17 protein-coding genes are annotated in these 14,471 nt (G+C 57.7%); 1 reads left to right on the top strand and 16 read right to left on the bottom strand.

Going from position 1 to position 14,471, the window contains the following annotated elements; translation table 11 throughout:
* Positions 1-25 precede the first annotated feature (25 nt).
* Genes GM154_RS09870 through GM154_RS09835 form a run of 8 tightly spaced genes read right to left on the bottom strand, consistent with a single transcriptional unit; the run spans position 26 to position 5,295 of the window.
* Positions 26-508 carry a hypothetical protein gene (locus GM154_RS09870; RefSeq protein WP_197870416.1) on the bottom strand — a complete coding sequence of 161 codons (483 nt, stop codon included), beginning with the start codon at positions 506-508 and terminating at the stop codon, positions 26-28.
* The gene (locus GM154_RS09865; RefSeq protein WP_374940312.1) at positions 505-1,833 is read right to left on the bottom strand and encodes a FliI/YscN family ATPase; all 1,329 of its coding nucleotides are present in this window, start codon (positions 1,831-1,833) and stop codon (positions 505-507) included. Before GM154_RS09865 ends, GM154_RS09870 begins: the two co-directional genes overlap by 4 nt.
* A gap of 20 nt (positions 1,834-1,853) precedes the next feature.
* Positions 1,854-2,447 (bottom strand): type III secretion system stator protein SctL, encoded by a 594-nt coding sequence (gene sctL / locus GM154_RS09860; RefSeq protein ID WP_219652098.1) that lies wholly within the window; start codon positions 2,445-2,447, stop codon positions 1,854-1,856.
* Entirely contained in the window at positions 2,444-3,115 is a 672-nt protein-coding gene (locus GM154_RS09855; RefSeq protein ID WP_219652097.1) for a hypothetical protein, read from the bottom strand. The genes sctL and GM154_RS09855 overlap by 4 nt, the downstream gene beginning before the upstream one ends.
* A complete protein-coding gene (sctJ, locus tag GM154_RS09850; protein WP_219652096.1) occupies positions 3,112-3,894 on the bottom strand; it encodes a type III secretion system inner membrane ring lipoprotein SctJ in 783 nt (260 codons plus the stop codon). The genes GM154_RS09855 and sctJ overlap by 4 nt, the downstream gene beginning before the upstream one ends.
* Position 3,895: 1 nt before the next feature.
* A complete protein-coding gene (locus GM154_RS09845; protein ID WP_219652095.1) occupies positions 3,896-4,297 on the bottom strand; it encodes a hypothetical protein in 402 nt (133 codons plus the stop codon).
* A gap of 44 nt (positions 4,298-4,341) precedes the next feature.
* Positions 4,342-4,551, bottom strand: a complete 210-nt coding sequence (locus GM154_RS09840; protein WP_010798170.1) for a hypothetical protein — start codon at positions 4,549-4,551, stop codon at positions 4,342-4,344.
* 39 nt (positions 4,552-4,590) lie between these two features.
* Positions 4,591-5,295 (bottom strand): type III secretion protein, encoded by a 705-nt coding sequence (locus tag GM154_RS09835; protein ID WP_219652094.1) that lies wholly within the window; start codon positions 5,293-5,295, stop codon positions 4,591-4,593.
* A 244-nt stretch (positions 5,296-5,539) separates the two neighbouring features.
* Here GM154_RS09835 and GM154_RS09830 point away from each other — a divergent pair, with 244 nt between their 5' ends.
* Positions 5,540-6,328 carry a tetratricopeptide repeat protein gene (locus GM154_RS09830; protein ID WP_219652093.1) on the top strand — a complete coding sequence of 263 codons (789 nt, stop codon included), beginning with the start codon at positions 5,540-5,542 and terminating at the stop codon, positions 6,326-6,328.
* A 33-nt stretch (positions 6,329-6,361) separates the two neighbouring features.
* Here GM154_RS09830 and GM154_RS09825 read toward each other — a convergent pair whose 3' ends face one another.
* The 8 genes from GM154_RS09825 to GM154_RS09790 form a co-directional block, all read right to left on the bottom strand.
* On the bottom strand, positions 6,362-6,751 hold the full coding sequence (locus GM154_RS09825; protein ID WP_219652092.1) for a CpaD family pilus assembly lipoprotein: 390 nt from the start codon (positions 6,749-6,751) through the stop codon (positions 6,362-6,364).
* On the bottom strand, positions 6,741-8,099 hold the full coding sequence (locus GM154_RS09820; protein ID WP_374940311.1) for a type II and III secretion system protein family protein: 1,359 nt from the start codon (positions 8,097-8,099) through the stop codon (positions 6,741-6,743). Before GM154_RS09820 ends, GM154_RS09825 begins: the two co-directional genes overlap by 11 nt.
* A 52-nt stretch (positions 8,100-8,151) precedes the next feature.
* Complete coding sequence (gene sctV, locus GM154_RS09815; protein WP_219652125.1) at positions 8,152-10,251, bottom strand: type III secretion system export apparatus subunit SctV; 2,100 nt, start codon at positions 10,249-10,251, stop codon at positions 8,152-8,154.
* 14 nt (positions 10,252-10,265) lie between these two features.
* Positions 10,266-10,613, bottom strand: a complete 348-nt coding sequence (locus GM154_RS09810; protein WP_150347488.1) for a lipopolysaccharide assembly protein LapB — start codon at positions 10,611-10,613, stop codon at positions 10,266-10,268.
* The gene (locus GM154_RS09805; RefSeq protein ID WP_219652090.1) at positions 10,610-10,984 is read right to left on the bottom strand and encodes a hypothetical protein; all 375 of its coding nucleotides are present in this window, start codon (positions 10,982-10,984) and stop codon (positions 10,610-10,612) included. Before GM154_RS09805 ends, GM154_RS09810 begins: the two co-directional genes overlap by 4 nt.
* A gap of 43 nt (positions 10,985-11,027) precedes the next feature.
* A complete protein-coding gene (locus tag GM154_RS09800; RefSeq protein ID WP_219652089.1) occupies positions 11,028-11,933 on the bottom strand; it encodes an FHA domain-containing protein in 906 nt (301 codons plus the stop codon).
* Between the two features lie 120 nt (positions 11,934-12,053).
* Positions 12,054-12,215: a hypothetical protein gene (locus GM154_RS09795; RefSeq protein ID WP_010798161.1), complete on the bottom strand. Its 162-nt coding sequence runs from the start codon at positions 12,213-12,215 to the stop codon at positions 12,054-12,056.
* Positions 12,216-12,794: 579 nt separating this feature from the next.
* On the bottom strand, positions 12,795-13,763 hold the full coding sequence (locus GM154_RS09790) for a DNA replication terminus site-binding protein (RefSeq protein ID WP_122042661.1): 969 nt from the start codon (positions 13,761-13,763) through the stop codon (positions 12,795-12,797).
* Positions 13,764-14,471 lie beyond the last annotated feature (708 nt).

Here is a 14,471-nt window from a genome sequence, read left to right as displayed (position 1 = left end):
TCAGCTGATGTATCGGTCATCCACATCACGGGGTCTTCCTGGCTTGCGGGCGATCTTCCGTCTCGATATCAGCCTGCATCTCTTCTGCAAGACGCACGTTTTTATGCTCATTGGCCAGTAGAAGGCTGACGGCCTGCCTCGCTTTCCAGCACTGGTTACGCGTCTGCAGGGCTTCGCTACGCCTGAGCAGCGCCATGGCATGCTGCTCGTCCAGTCGGCGGAGTTCGTCCTCTAGATCCATCCGACGTCCGGTCAATGCCTTGAGCGCCTCGTCCACCTGCTGTACTTCACGATGCCCAAAGGCTCCATGAGCCAGAGTGGCCATCAGCTGCGCCTCCTGCTGATGCTGGTCGACGCAATGGGCGTGATGCTGTTTCCGGGCATTTGCAGCAGCCTCCTGCGCCTCGCTGGAGCGCTGTGTAGCAGCTGCCAGTGCTGCCATGGCATGTTCTTCACGCCGTGTGCGCAACGCAATCAACACATTCAGACGGCTTCTGGAATGGGTCATGATGCAAGGCTCGCCAAGCGCCGCACGGTTTCGGCGAACGCCGCGCGTTCCTCGGTAGGCTGCCGTAAAAAGGCTTCGATCGCGCCCTGTTGCGCAATGGCCTGATCTGTCATGGCGTCGCTGCCAGTCGTGTATTCACCCACCTTGAGCAGCAACTCGATGTCGGCATAGCGCGCCATCAGCTCACGTACCTGGCCCGCCCATCGGCGGTGCGCCTCGGACGCAACCGTGTCCATCAAACGGCTACGACTACGCAACACGTCAATGGCTGGGAAATGATTGCGTTGAGCCAACTCTGCACTCAGCACGATGTGTCCATCCAGAATGGACTTGGTTTCTTCGGCGACGGGATCAAGGGTGCCGTCCCCTTCAGTCAGGACGGTATACAACGCAGTAATCGTTCCGTGCTGCCCGGGGCCGGCCCGTTCAAGCAGCCGTGGCAATGCGGCAAAGAAGGATGGCGGGTACCCTCGTCGAGTAGGTGGCTCCCCTGCCGCCAGGCCGATCTCCCGCTGCGCACGGGCATACCGGGTAATGCTGTCCATGAGCAGCAATACATTCTTTCCCTGGTCACGGTAATACTCGGCAACGCTGGTCGCCACGTAGGCGGCCTTGACGCGCTCGATGGCAGGCCGATCCGAGGTAGCCACCACCGCTACGGTACGTGCCCGTGCCCGCCTGCCCAATTGAACATCCAGCAGTTCGCGCACTTCGCGACCACGCTCGCCAATCAACCCCAGAACAATGATGTCCGCCTCGGTGCCTTTGACAATACTGGCCAACAAAGAAGACTTGCCGATACCGGGTTCACCAAAAATCCCGACGCGCTGACCCCGGGCAACCGTCATGAGTCCATCAATAGCGCGAATACCTAATTGCAAGGGCTCCTTGATCAGGCTTCGCTCGAACGGCGCTGGCGGCTCGGCCTGAAGCGGATAGCGGCGCGTATCATGCCCATCAACTGTTCCTTCGACACGATCCAGCCGCTCGCCGGTCGGACTGATAACCGCGCCGAGCAAATGATCACCTACGGTGATTGTCATCGCCTGACCGGTGGAGATGACTTCTGTCCGGGTCGACATACCCTCCAACTCACCCACCGGTGTCAGCAGCGCCTCGTCATGCTCGAAGCCGATGACTTCAGCGGGAATCGTGCGTCCCGTGAGCGGGTCGCGTAGGTAGCAGAGTTCACCAACCCGCGCTTGGGTCAACATGGCATGCACCATGATCCCGCGAATACACTTCACACGTCCGCGTACCGGACGCGCCTCTGCCCGATCCAGGCGCGCTTTCAAGCTGGGGATGATCGTCTGGAGATCTAACACTTCCAACACCGACTCCTGCATTACACCGCCTCAGACTCGCTAGGGCTGACCAAGGCGGTACGAAGCGCCTCCAGCTGCATGTCCAGGCTGGCATCCACCACAGCGACAGGACTGGCGATAACGCATTGAGTCGCTGTGAGCTGGGCATCGGGCTCGACGCGAAATGAGGCTGATGGTCCAGCCCCTTCCAGCAGCATTGCTTCCACGTGGGCCACATGCTCTGGCGCTACCCTCACGGTTATCGTGTGCTGACCACGAAAGGTCGTCAGGGCTTCGCGAGCGAGACGGGCCACCAGCTCGCCGGGCTCAAACTGGCCCAGAACGCGGCGGACCACATCCAGAGCGAGGTCGGTCAAAGCCTCCGGCAGACTGGCCAAATACCGGTCCATCTGGTGGGTGGTATTCACCAGGATCTTGTTTGCCGCCTCGATGCCGGCGCGCTGGCCTTCAGCGTAGCCTTGAGTGCGGGCGGCATCGACCTGCGCCTGTGTACTGGCCAGCAGGGCATCCGCTTCCTGTCGGGCCTGCTCGAGAAACGTGTAGCCATCCATCCATTGGGCGGCCTCAGCTTGCCGAAGAATGGTTTGGGTAGGTTGACGGGGCAGTTCGCTCAAGAAGCCTTCCTCACTGTTGCATAGGCCTGAACGTGCGGCGCTATACGCCTGACGATGGCGGGCCCGCGTTGCAGCAGGTCCGTCGAAAGTGCGCGGCTGTAGATAGGCTCATCCGTCGCCTTCAGTCGCAGCCAGGCGGCGAGCGAGGTAGGTTGAGCAGCCAGCCAGGCGGCGATACAGGCCCCTCCATCCAACTGAACGGCCCGCTCCAATTCATCGAGATCGGTCAGAACGGTGGAGGTGCTGGCCAGATCGGCATTGGTTACGGCCAGGGCGAATAAGTCCTCACCAAAGCGCGCTTTCAGCGCATGCAAGGCCGACGCTCTGATCTCCTGGGTGAAGGAGCGTCCATGAAGGACCACACCACACGGCACCGCCAGTGCAGCAAAGTGTTCCGGCGCCAGTAACGCAATGGCCAAGTCCTCTTCAACGGGCGGCTCTACCTCATTTAATGGCGGCAGCGCGAAGTGATCCTGGAACAAACGCTCAAGTCGAGACTGAAACCGCTGCTCGGCCTGGATGGCGGCCACGATTGAATACTCGCCCCACTCACTGAAGCACTCAGCAACGTGCTTGCCGTGTACGAAGCGCAAAGGGTTGGTCTTGAAGAGGTTCCACCCGTTTTCACCACGAAACAACGGCAGTTCTGCAGACTGTGTCAGGCTCATTTCAATGGCACCAATTCGTAGGGTTGAGCACGCCGGGACTGCCACACCACGTAAACCAGTGAAGTGGCCAGCGCCAGCACGAGGAAAAGCAGCCCGCCCATGATCCAGGCGGCCTTGCCGACGTTCGATTGAAGCATCCAGACCCCCATGAACGAAGCCAGGGGTTCGCCCTCTTGGGAGCCTTCGACCCGCCTGACTGCCTCGACCGGTACGACTGAAACGTTCTGATAAGTCAGGCCCGAAATGCCATTAGCGACCAGGGTCTTGATCTGTGGAATCAGCGGATTGATATCGAGCCCCGGTTCATACCGGATAAAAACCGATGCGGAAGATGGCGTGACATTGCGTTTAAGCAGGTCATTATCGGGCAATACCACATGCACCCGGGCCGACAGCACTCCATCGACCTGCGATACGGTATGCGAGAGTTCTTCGCTCAGGGCATAGATCATCTGAGCACGTTCCTGAACAGGCGAAGACACCAGCCCATTGCTCTTGAATACATCGCCCAGGTTGGCAAAGGATTGCCCTGGCAAGCCAGCTTCGTCGAGGATATGCATGGCCTCGGCAAAGCGTGCCTCGTCTACCTTGACGGTAAGACGGCCGTCCTTCTGAACGACGCGTTCAGCAGAAATGCCGCGCCGCAATAACTCCGCCACCATGCTGTTCGCATCGCGTTCTGAGAGGTTGGTATACAGGTCCGTTTTACATCCCTGCAGCAACGCCACCAGCGTGAGCAGTACTACCGTTTTTGCAAACCATCCGTTCCAACCGGTCATCTTATTGACCACGCAGCAGGGTGTTGGCCGCCCCGGAAACCTGGGTCGCGCCTCGGACAACCATCTGGGTTTCGATCGAATGATCGAACATGCGGCTCAGTGCGGTGACAACCTTGTCCATCTGGCTGTCCGGAAGCGCCGCGCCTTCGGCCTGGGAGCTACGGATCACCGGGCCGAAGGTCTGCGTCTGATCAACCCCGCCGTTGGCCCGTTCAGCGAAGCGATGGGAACGATCCAGAAAGCCATCCAGCCGCTCCATCAATCCCTGGCTCAGTTGAGCCGGGCTTGCTCCCTGAGGAAGGCCCTGCGCATGCATCGCCATGTGCTCGAAGAGATTCTGGGCAGCCTGCGCGGCAGGTTCCGGCATGGGCTGCGGGGCTACAGGAGGAATACTGACAGTCATGAATATCTCCAGACACACGTCGATAATGCACAGGGCCGCCAGACTTACTCGTCCGACATCGCCTCATTCAGGATTTCGTTCGCACGGGGCATGATGATCATCTGCCCGGCGACGGTCACCGCACCGTCCACCAACTGCTGGGTGAACTCTTCATCGGTCATGCCGGTATCGGACGACTCGAGTGCAGCATCAAATGTCTGCTCGCTGTTAGTGACGCTGCCGGTACTGCTGTTATCTATGGGTGCTGTTGCCATGTCCTTCTCCTTGTCTGTGAGGGCCAAAAGGCCAGATGTTCAACCCTGTCCGCTAAAGACTTCGGTTTCCGCGCCACCCCTAAAGATACGAATGCCCTGGCTTTTTCCCCTCGAAATAACGGGCCTTTCCAGGCCTTCGAGACTGCGCTGCACGTAGCCAATGTAGGCAGGCGGCCCGGATACGCTCAGAACCGAGCGGCCGGGGTTGAGCTGTATCGATACGTTCTCGCCTACCAGGCCCAGCTGGTCGAGCACGCCTCTCAAAGCCTTCTGATCGAACCGGCGGGTATCGATGATCTGACTGATCAGCTCGCGGTTGGCGTTCACATGCAGGGCGCTGCCGTCGTAGTACCAGACCAGCCCTTGGGTGGCGCTGATACGCGAGAGAAACTCACCCGCGTGCTCCGCCCGCACATGGCCCTGTACCCTGCCCTTGACCTGATCGGACAAGACCACAGGCAATGACAGATTACGACCGAACTCCATCAGTACGCCGCGTACATCCTGATCAATCACAACGTAGTGATAGGGCTGGTCCAGCCAGGCAGGTTTCTCTGTCTGTGCCCAGCCATCAAGCGCAACCCCTGCAAGCGCAAGCAGGCAACACAGTGAACGTAAACAGCGAGCGGTAAAAACAGGCAACGGCATGGCTTGCTCGTTCTTCTTCATCTCTTCCATACCCGGCTCGATGCCACATACGACTCGAACCGATGGCAGACAGTGATCCATCCCTGTACGAAGCAAACCAAACGACGACTCCGGCTTATCCTTTATCCGGAACGTTCGGACACTTTCTCGATGCCCCGAGTATGGTGAGGCTTTGTGACAAGCCCGTTGCAAGTCACCCAATGAGTGTTGTCTGTATCACAGAACCAGGGCGGTACAGGACAAGCCTCAAACACAGCCGGGCGCTGTCATCGCGCTGTCATGTTTGTCCGGCCAAATGCGCAGGATGTGGCTCTTTGCAGTCAAAACATGGAGTGTGATTTTGCCTACCTCCCGCCCTACCCGGCTCGCCCTGGCTGTTGTGTGCTCCTGGCTGGCCGGTTGCAGCTCTGCACCTTCCAATCCCCACTCTGATCTTCAGCTGGACAAACTGGCATCCGACATCGAACGCCGGGGCGACCCTGCCACCGCGTCGGCCCTGTATGCACGCGCGGCTCAACAGCAGCAGGACGCTCCCGCGTTCATTCGTCTGGGTAATGCCCGGCTTGGCAGCGGAGATGCCAACGGTGCTGCCCAGGCCTTTCGCGAGGCTTTGATAAAGGAACCCCATAATCCCGACGCGCTGTTGGGATTTGGTAGTGCCCAGCTACGGCTCGGCAATGCCAGCAGTGCGGCCAATGCGCTGAAGGAAGTTGCCCCGCTCAAGAAAACGGCCAGTACCTATAGCAAGCTGGGCACGGCCTACAGTCTGTTGGGCCAGCCAGCCGCAGCGGAAACAGCCTTTTCCCAGGCGCTTGAATTGGCGCCCGGCAATCTGGACATCCAAAGCAATCAGGCCGTCGCCATGGCGTTGGGAGGCTCACCGGATCGTGCCGTCACACGGCTGCGTGAAGTCACCCGCTCCCCTCTGGCCATGCCAGGCCATTACCGCAACCTGCTTCTGGCACTGGTACTGGCCGGTCACGAGCAGGAGGCTACGGGCTTGGTCATTCCCCAAACGACACCGGCTCAAAAAGCCCGGCTGCTCGAACAGGCCCGGCAGATCAAGTCCCTGCGCGACCCGATGCAACGCGCCCAGGCGGTAGGGCTTATCGCCACTCATCCCAATTAAAGATGTTCGCCAGACCTGATCTGACGAACATCATCACATTCCGGCAGCGTTACGGCTTGCCGCCTCCTGCTCCAGCCGTTGCCGCCTGAGGTCATCGGCGGTGTGCCCGGTGATATAGGCTTCTGCCGCACGCGCTACCGGAGCGGCCATAGCGGGTCCCATCGGACGCCCACGCTGTAGGTCAGTAGGTCGCTCGATCATTTTGGCCAGATTAAGCGCATTGGCGCAGCCCATGGGTAAACGATCGGGCGCTGCCGCCGTTTCGGGACTCAAGCACACACGGGGCACCCATACCGCCTGACCGTTGCGATCAGCCAGACGGACATAATCCGATGCATAGGACACCGGCTCCAGCGAGCACCCCGTCAGCAGCATGACAGCCACGCCGAGCACAGCAAGGGAGTGTCTTGAATCAATCCACATAAAACCCGAACTCCGAGTAAGGCTTGGTGGGCGCGGTAGACGTTCGCGCCAAGTGCTGTGCAGGATTGGACGCGCTCGGATCAAGTGGCGTAGCCAGCGTGTGGTCTGACTCAGGCTCGACAAGGTACGGCGTGATCAGAATGACCAGTTCGGTTTCGTTGCGCTGAAAGCGTTTGGACTGGAACAATGCGCCCAGGATCGGAACGTCACCCAGCATGGGAAGCTTGTCCATGTCCTGCGCGCTGTTGCGCTGGAAAAGACCGGCGATGGCAAATGTCTGACCGCTGCCTACCTCCACACGCGTATCGGCCCGCCTGACCTGAAACGTTGGCACACTGGTACCCGCTATCTGCACAGCACTGGTCGTTGAAAGACTGCTGACCTCGGGGCGAACCTGCATAGCAATACGCCCACTGGGAAGCAGCGTAGGCGTAAAGAGCAGCGATACACCAAATGGCTTGTATTCAATACCTACCAGGTCACGACTTACAGGAACCGGTACCGGCACTTCGCCCCCTGCCAGGAAACTGGCCGTTTGCCCCGTTACCGCCGTGATGTTTGGCTCTGCCAGAATTTCGAGAATGCCGTTACTTTGCAGCGCATCGAGTAGCACATCGATATTGGCGCTGCCGGAGCTGTAACCTGCCGAGATCAGATTCGTGGCCCCGGCTACTGCCGACTGCGCCAGCGGACCGCCTGTCACCAGCCCGAACGAAAACGAACCACGGGTAATGAGCGCATTCCAGTTCACCCCATACCGCAGCAACTGCTCGCGTGACACCTCGGCGAAACGTACCCGGATATTGACCTGGGGCGATTCAGGGTAAGTCGTGGTGTTCAGGGGTGGCGGGCCACCGGCTGGTGTCTGGCTATCGAGTAATGCATTTACATCCAGCGCCGACGCAACGTCCTGGGTGGCTCCCTTGGCTATCAGCCGCTGGCCGGATTGCGCCACCGAAACGCTGCTGCCTGGCTGCAATGCCTGTACGGCCTCCTTGATCGGCCCGACATTGGGCTGGACCTTGAGCTGCCAAGTGCCTTGAATGTCCTCGCTTGCATTCAGGGCAATCAGATTAGTTTCGCCACTGGTCTTGCCATAGACATACACCACTCCCGGCGAGACAACGCGCAGATCGGCAATGGCAGGATCAGCGACAAATACCGACTCTACCGGCGCCTTGAATTTCACAATCTGGCCCTCCCCCGAGGCGAGGTAAAGCACACGCCCCTCAGAACTCGCCCCCTCAACAGGTTGCGCAACGGCCCACCCGGGAGCCAGCCAGCCGCCGGACAGTAAAAGACAACCGAAACCGATAATCAGCCATTGTCTTAACGTTGGTCTCGGCACACACCCTGCCTGCCGGTAATCCTCAAACACCCTCACCATCCTTTCTGTTCCCTTACAACGGTTGTGGAGCCGTCAACGATTCCGTTACGGTGTGTGGCAAGGCCGCATTGGCCTCCGGTAGCGTGAGCGTCGTCAGCGACTGCACGGTGAATTCCCGGGTCAGGTCCTGGTAGCACAGCACGGGAACATCCAGATCATGCCGGGTCAGCAACTGCCGGAGCGGGCGACGGATGTCCGCCGTCACCATGACCACCGGATTCAGATCATGACTGGCAACGTCATACGCGTGCTGAAGCTGGATCGTAATGGTGCGGGCCAATTCGGGTGGCAGCACCGTAGGGCGGCCTTTATCACTACGGCGCAGTGGCGCCCGTAGTGCCTCCTCCAAATCCCGGGAAAAGACATAGGCCGAAATGACGCGGTGACTGTCGGCGTACGCATAGCAAATCTGCCGGGCTAGCGCAGCACGGACGTGCTCGGTCAGAATGGGCGTATCCAGATCACGCGGTGCCCACTCCACAATCGCCTCAAGAATGGCGCGGCGGTTGCGGATGGAAATATGCTCACTGACCAGCCGCCTCAGCACATCCGCGATTCGCTGCAAGGGCAGCACACGGAGGGCCTCTTTAACGAGCTCGGGATACTGCTCTTCCATCTCGATCAGGATCTGACGGGCCTCCTGGATACCCAGGAATTCAGCCGCATAGCGGCGTAAGGTCTGATCCATGCAGGCGTCAAACGTCTGCGCCAGATCCAGATGCCCTACCCCAGCCTCTACCAGCGTGGCAGCCTGTTGTGCATCCACCCACAGGGCAGGCTTACGGCGTAACAACGGGGCCGAGGCTGTATGCTCGATTGCCAGCAGCTCGAGATGAACTTCATCGTCCTGCAGCAACACCGCATCAGGGCGGATAGCTCCCTCCATGACGGGCACGCCCTCCAGATCAATCCTGAACCGCTCCGCCACGGCGTTGCGGTCAATGCGCAAGCCGATACGGGGAAGCTCGACACCCAAGTCCTCACTGATCTCGTAACGAGTACTGTCCAATCGCTGCCTAAGCGTATTGAGCGAGAGCTGTGCCACATGGGCTTCACTGATCCATAGCGTAATGCGGAAATGACCCGTGTCTTCCGCGTCTTGTATTGGCTCAGCCGTAACCTCACGTGGTTCCGGCTCCTCCTGAGCAGCCGGAACTTGTTCCGCGGTGTGTTTACGCCGATGCATGTAGAAGGCCGTTCCGCCCAGGACCAGCGAAATGGCGATGAATACAGGCGCCGGGAATCCCGGAATAAACGCAACGCCCAGCAGAATGGCCGATGTCAGTGCCAACGCCCGCTGGTTGGCGCTTAGTTGACTAATAATTTCCGTGCCGAGATCTGTCTCTGCATCGGTTGTGACGCGCGTGACTACCGTGCCTGCGGCAACCGCAATCAACAGGGCAGGAATCTGGGCAATCAACCCATCGCCTACGGTTAATAGCGAATAGGTATGCACCGCCTCGCCAAAGGGCATGCCCCGCTTGATCATACCGATCAGCAAGCCACCCAGCAGGTTCACGCACAGGATGACCAATCCGGCGATCGCATCTCCTTTCACGAATTTCATGGCACCGTCCATAGCCCCATAGAGCTGGCTTTCCCGCTCCAGGCGTGAGCGACGCCGACGGGCTTCGGCCTGATCGATATCACCATTACGCAGATCGTTGTCGATACTCATCTGCTTGCCTGGCATCGCATCCAGAGTGAAGCGAGCCGCCACCTCGGCCACTCGCTCGGCGCCCTTGGTGATAACGATGAACTGCGCCACGGTAATGATCAGAAAAACCACCAGGCCAATGACCACCTCACCGGCAATCACGAAATTGCCAAATGCCTCGACAATATCCCCCGCTTCTCCGTTGAGCAGGATCAACCGGGTCGTGGTAATGGAAAGCGACAGGCGAAACAGCGTACTGAGCAAAATTACCGGCGGGAGTGCAGAGAAATCCACTGAATGCGACACGTAGAACGCAACGACCAGAACCAACAGACTGAACGCGATATTGGTGCCGATAAGCACATCGACCATTACTGTGGGTAGCGGGATGATCATCATCACGATGGCCAGCATCATGAACAGCGCAATGACGATATCGGTACGCTGTGAGGCCATTACAGCCAGGCGGTTCAATCTGGCGAGCACGTTACGGCCCTCCGACTATCCAGATACTCACGAAAACAGCGTCGTGCCTCGTCTTTGGCACCCAACGCCCATAATGCGCGGCTACGCAGAAACTTGAGCGGCATGCTTGACCCTTCAAGCTGCTCCAGCCTTCCGATAGCAGCCAGTGCCCGCTCCCCATCACCTGTGGCAATAAAGCCATTGGTGAGCGTACGCAGCAAAGCGGTATCTGCCGGGTCGATCTGAATAGCCAGAAGCAGATAGATCAGCGCTCGTCGCTGTTGTCCGCTGCGTAGATACAGAGCGCCAAGCGAGTGCAGCAGTTGTACTGCCTCTCGATCCTGTACGTTCATAAATCGTCGATCTCGCTCAACCGCATCCCAAGCTCCCGACGTTGCTGGATTTCCTGCTCAAGCAGGCTGGCAGCAAGTGCCTTGATCTCCGGCTCGGCGTCCAGCCGAGGCAACACCGTATCAATGATGTGCTCCAGCACCTGAAGCGAGTGGCCAGGGCTGAAGATGCCAGGGTCGTTAACGGGAGGGCCGATCAGCTCCGCCAGCTCGTTACGCAGGGATTTGAACGGAGTCCGGCTGCGCAGCCGCAGCAGCGACTCGAACACCTCACTCTGCCTAACCCTGGCAACCGAGCCGGTCCGACGCAGGGATTCGCTGGACGCCTCTTCAGGCCGCTGCAGGTCCAGCGGTCGGCTGGTATCGATTCTCATCGAAAAGGCCTCCCACCCAGGGGTTGTGTAAGCAATGGCAGCGTCATAGGGTCAGGGCAAACTCGTGGCCGTTGCGACTCAGGACAATCCGCTGCGGCTCTATCCCCTTGAGCACCCAGCCGTCGTCCAGCGATGCGCCGGGGTAAAGACGTGTACCGGACTCACTAACCACATAAGGATCCTGTCCCAGCCATACCGCCTGGAACCTGACACGGGGAGAAACCGGCGCCTTGCGTAGCGTGACCGAGCTGACCAGTACATGGCTGCTGCCATATTCACCATCGAACCACTTCTGGATATCGACCCAGGCTGGTTGCTGAGCAGTATCAATTTCACCAGAGAGCATGAAATGGCGACCTTGTGATTTCACATGCAGCGCGGAAAGTCCAGCGGCCTCAAGTCGGGACAGCAATTGCCGGGCAACCTGATCGTCCCGCACCACGGGCTCCTGATCAGCGCCGCTGTCGAGTGCCGGGCTAACTGGCGCGTTGGCAATAGGCAATAAGCGATCTTCGGCTTCGCTGGTGCCGATCAATGTATACAGGCCTAGCAATACCGCCGCGCCAAAAAGTGCCATCATACCGGCGTGGGTAACAGGCCATCGCTTGGGAGGCGCAACCAACTTTGTCAGCGGAGCAGATAAGCGGATTCGAGCCTCTCCAACGGATAACTCGACCGGTAATGGCAGGCGCAGCCCCTTGCCCAAAGGAATTCGTTTTTCAGCCGTGAGTACATCGCCTCCAATTGCCTCAACGGCGACTGTATTTTTCTCCAGACGCAACACGGCATGGCGAGGCGCAACGCCTGCATCCCTGAGCACCAGATCCACCTCGTCGGAGGCACCCAGGCAATAGGCAGGTTCATCCAGCGATACCGATACGCCGGTATGCAGTCCCGCAATGACCTCAAGAGTAGGCACTGCAGGTTTTGAGCCGGGAAGAGAAGACATTGCGGACATCATTGTTTTGCCTGACCCGGCACGCATGGCAAGGCCAGCCTGCATGCAGGTCCAATCTGGAAAGCTGTCTGAACAAACAGACGGCGCCATAAGGCGCCGCCCGTCCACACCTTAGTTCTGAGGACGCTGTTTGGTCGCGTCAAGCTCAGTTTTCTTCTCGGTGGTGATCTCAGTGATCTTCGCGGATTTTTCGATGGCGGCATCGAAAGCGGCAGTCATTTTGTCGATAGCAGCGTCGGAAGAACTGGTGCTGGTCGGAGTAACATTACTCATATCAATATCTCCTTATTGAAAGATTAGACATGCGCCAACTGCTACTACACGGCTGCAGAGAAGAGCATATTTCCAGCAACGTCCTGATTCTTTCGAACCCCAATCGCTGCCAGAAGAGTGAATGTTGCCCCGCAAGGCATGAACATTTAATTACACGAATATTAAGAATTATAAATAGCTGCAAACCGACCCTTCATATAATGAGCTTTAATGTCTTAACGCCATGATTTCCAAGCAATTAAGAATTCTTTTCCACTTTATCGGTCAAGATTGCAACGCACTAATTATGCGAACAGATTCACTAAGCAGCATATTCAAACAGTTAATTGAGTAAATATTTGTAAATAACCGTTAACAAGCAGATGCTTATATATGAACTGAGCGAGTATTGCTTTGTATAAAGCATTACTCGCTTAGCAAACAGCATATGAATAAGATTTGGCAATGCCCCGCACATGAATTGAAAATAGAGTCTTTCAGTCATCGAAACGGAACATATTCCATTCAACCAATGCGTTAGTCTGTTGACCCTTATTTAATCCACCTTCTGCGTACATATTGTGAGTGTCCGTTTACCACTCAACGCTTTTGATAAGTAGACGAGACTAACGCTCGCGCCACGGCGGTCGAGTCCCCACGGGCCGTCCTGGGGCTGCGCTTACGGTCGGGCGCGGTTTTAAGGTACAGCCCCAGGCGCGGAATGATTTCCTGGCGGGGCACCTTGTCCGAGCGCTCAGCCTGAGCGTTTTCTGCATCAAACTCTTCGAGCGCATCGACCCGCGGCCACGGCTGCTTCTCATCCAGTGAAACAAAAATCGGCAGATTGGCGTGAGGCATGGCGTCATAACGAGGGCTTTTGGAGAAATACAGCATCACGCGCGGATGGGGCGCAATAGGACGGTAGCGATGCAGTTCGGCCTTCGCATCCAGAAACCCCAACGCCTTGAGCTCAAGCCTCAGATTGCGTTCCTTGTCCATATCAGCCTTGGCCACGGCATCAGCCAGCTGCGTTTCGATCTTTTCGATCACATCCTTGACAGGGATGCTTTCCGGGGCCGCCGTTTTACCCGCCCAGGTGAACAGGATACGCCGTGGCACCCCTTCAAACACCTGGATATGGCGCTCGATCTGCTTGATGACGATCGGCAGCTTGAGAATGCTCCGAAGATGCTTTCCCTTGGATAGCGATTTCAGGTTCATGGAGGCCGTTTCCTGAGCCAGAACCTCAAGAAAACGATCACGCGCGGCATTGGCCTCGCGGGCGTACTCCAGCACTGACTGCGAAACGCCGATCCACCCTGGGAGCCGCATGACAGTACTAGGGTGCTGCCCCTCCTCCTGCTCGAATTGCAGGATGGCCTTTTTCGCAGCCTCGATGGCAGGCTCGCCCACTAGCTCCATCGGTGTGATTTTAGTCTGGCCTTTAGGCTCCTTGTTGATGGGAAGCAACCAGACTTGTGCATGAACCACCGCCGAAGGCCACGTTGCGTTGAAGGCTCGCTGAGCTTCTACCATTTCCTGCCACGCTTCGCGCACGTCAGTGATCATGAGCACCTCTTTCCTCAATAAGTAATACCAACATTCATTATAGCCGTCTCATCCCAATCTGACCGATTAAACATATTCACAATCAGATAAAGCCATTGTCAATGCGCCTATTAACCTGCACTAAGCTGCAACAGGCTGGAAATGCGGCTCGCTTACTTATTATCAGGCTGGTATTACAAGACAGGGTTCCGTCTACCTCTCTAGTCAGCTTCAACGTATCGTTCGATCGGCTCCGTCATCGTTTTGCAAGGGATAAAAGGTACTTACGTTCGTCGCTTCCAAGGCACTTTTTCTTTTCCAAACTATCGGTCATTAAGCAAGGCATATATTTGCTGACCTTGCCCTTTTCACATTCGAATCGGTACGAGCTTATGCTCAGACCGATGGTGATACGCCGTGACATGAGGAGTCTTGAGATGTGCAGCCCCATTTATTTCAGCCGCTATTCACTGCGGAACCTGCTCATCATCACTGATTACTTCCCGGCAATAACTTCCCCTCTGGGCCCTTGATGGAACGGGCCCTTTCGCGGCAGCGAGCTGTTCAAAGCTCGTTTTGGCCCGCTCTGCGGGCCTTCTTTTTTCTGCATGTTCAGACGACATTTACAATGCTCACGCCCAGGAGCCCGCGCATGCCGCATGATTGGCTCATGATGCCTTCAGGCACGCTGCGACCTGGGCAAGGCTCGATATACATGGGAGCTGTCCC

Source organism: Pseudomonas sp. MAG002Y, assembly GCF_019400845.1.
GTDB classification, from domain to species: Bacteria; Pseudomonadota; Gammaproteobacteria; order Pseudomonadales; family Pseudomonadaceae; genus Chryseomonas; species Chryseomonas luteola.
The sequence above is the reverse complement of the archived record's forward strand: the minus strand, read 5'-3'. Positions and strand labels throughout refer to the sequence as shown.

Excerpts from the sequence above, each read along its gene's own strand:
- GM154_RS09870 (WP_197870416.1), bottom strand. The coding sequence starts at position 508 with ATGACCCATTCCAGAAGCCGTCTGAATGTGTTGATTGCGTTGCGCACA.
- GM154_RS09855 (WP_219652097.1), bottom strand. The coding sequence starts at position 3,115 with ATGAGCCTGACACAGTCTGCAGAACTGCCGTTGTTTCGTGGTGAAAAC.
- sctJ (WP_219652096.1), bottom strand. The coding sequence starts at position 3,894 with ATGACCGGTTGGAACGGATGGTTTGCAAAAACGGTAGTACTGCTCACG.
- GM154_RS09845 (WP_219652095.1), bottom strand. The coding sequence starts at position 4,297 with ATGACTGTCAGTATTCCTCCTGTAGCCCCGCAGCCCATGCCGGAACCT.
- GM154_RS09840 (WP_010798170.1), bottom strand. The coding sequence starts at position 4,551 with ATGGCAACAGCACCCATAGATAACAGCAGTACCGGCAGCGTCACTAAC.
- GM154_RS09825 (WP_219652092.1), bottom strand. The coding sequence starts at position 6,751 with ATGTGGATTGATTCAAGACACTCCCTTGCTGTGCTCGGCGTGGCTGTC.
- sctV (WP_219652125.1), bottom strand. The coding sequence starts at position 10,251 with ATGGCCTCACAGCGTACCGATATCGTCATTGCGCTGTTCATGATGCTG.
- GM154_RS09810 (WP_150347488.1), bottom strand. The coding sequence starts at position 10,613 with ATGAACGTACAGGATCGAGAGGCAGTACAACTGCTGCACTCGCTTGGC.
- GM154_RS09805 (WP_219652090.1), bottom strand. The coding sequence starts at position 10,984 with ATGAGAATCGATACCAGCCGACCGCTGGACCTGCAGCGGCCTGAAGAG.
- GM154_RS09800 (WP_219652089.1), bottom strand. The coding sequence starts at position 11,933 with ATGTCTTCTCTTCCCGGCTCAAAACCTGCAGTGCCTACTCTTGAGGTC.
- GM154_RS09795 (WP_010798161.1), bottom strand. The coding sequence starts at position 12,215 with ATGAGTAATGTTACTCCGACCAGCACCAGTTCTTCCGACGCTGCTATC.
- GM154_RS09790 (WP_122042661.1), bottom strand. The coding sequence starts at position 13,763 with ATGATCACTGACGTGCGCGAAGCGTGGCAGGAAATGGTAGAAGCTCAG.